The 868-nt window shown below is 60.0% G+C and carries 1 pseudogene; it reads left to right on the top strand.

Annotation, left to right across the window (positions count from 1 at the left end):
* Positions 1–35: 35 nt before the first annotated feature.
* Positions 36–868 (top strand): annotated as a pseudogene (locus AWB74_RS44950) (MGH1-like glycoside hydrolase domain-containing protein); the annotation flags it as partial.

Below are 868 nucleotides of genomic sequence, written 5' to 3'. Positions count from 1 at the left end.
ACAGCCGGGCGTTCCGCGCTGCGAGGAGGTGTCAAGTGACTGCAGAGCATGACCGGCTCGATGAAGCCCGACGCGGCGTCACACCCTGGAAGAAGTGGGGGCCCTATCTGTCGGAACGACAGTGGGGCACGGTGCGCGAGGACTATAGCGAATCGGGCGACGCCTGGAACTATTTCAATCACGATCAGGCGCGCTCGCGAGCGTACCGATGGGGCGAAGACGGACTTGCAGGAATCTCCGACGACGAGCAGCTTCTGTGCTTCGCCGTGAGTCTATGGAACGGCAACGATCCGATACTCAAGGAAAGGATGTTCGGCCTGACCAATGGCGAGGGAAACCGCGGCGAAGATGTCAGGGAATACTACTTTTATCTCGACTCGACGCCGACGCATTCGTACATGAAGTATCTGTACAAGTATCCGCAGGCGGCTTATCCCTACGACGACCTCGTGAAGACGAATCGTCAGCGCAGCCGCCAGGAACTCGAGTATGAGCTGATCGATACCGGCGTATTCGACGATGACCGTTATTTCGACGTCTTCGTGGAATACGCGAAGGCTTCCGCGGAAGACATGCTGATTCAGATCACCGCGATCAATCGCGGCCCCGATCCGGCCGCACTGCATGTCCTGCCGACGCTCTGGTTCCGCGATGTCTGGTCATGGGCCGAAGCGGTGGCGCGGCCATCGCTTCGTCAGGCCTGGGCAAGCGACGCCGGGAGCGTCATCGCCGTTACTCATCCCGATCTGGGCGCATGGCGCTTCTATTGCGAAGGCGCCGCTTCGCTGCTCTTCACCGAAAACGAAACCAATACCGAGCGCCTCGATGGCACCGCGAACCGCACGCCTTACGTCAAGGACGGCATCGA

Source organism: Caballeronia arvi, assembly GCF_001544695.2.
GTDB lineage: Bacteria > Pseudomonadota > Gammaproteobacteria > Burkholderiales > Burkholderiaceae > Caballeronia > Caballeronia arvi.
The sequence above is the reverse complement of the archived record's forward strand: the minus strand, read 5'-3'. Positions and strand labels throughout refer to the sequence as shown.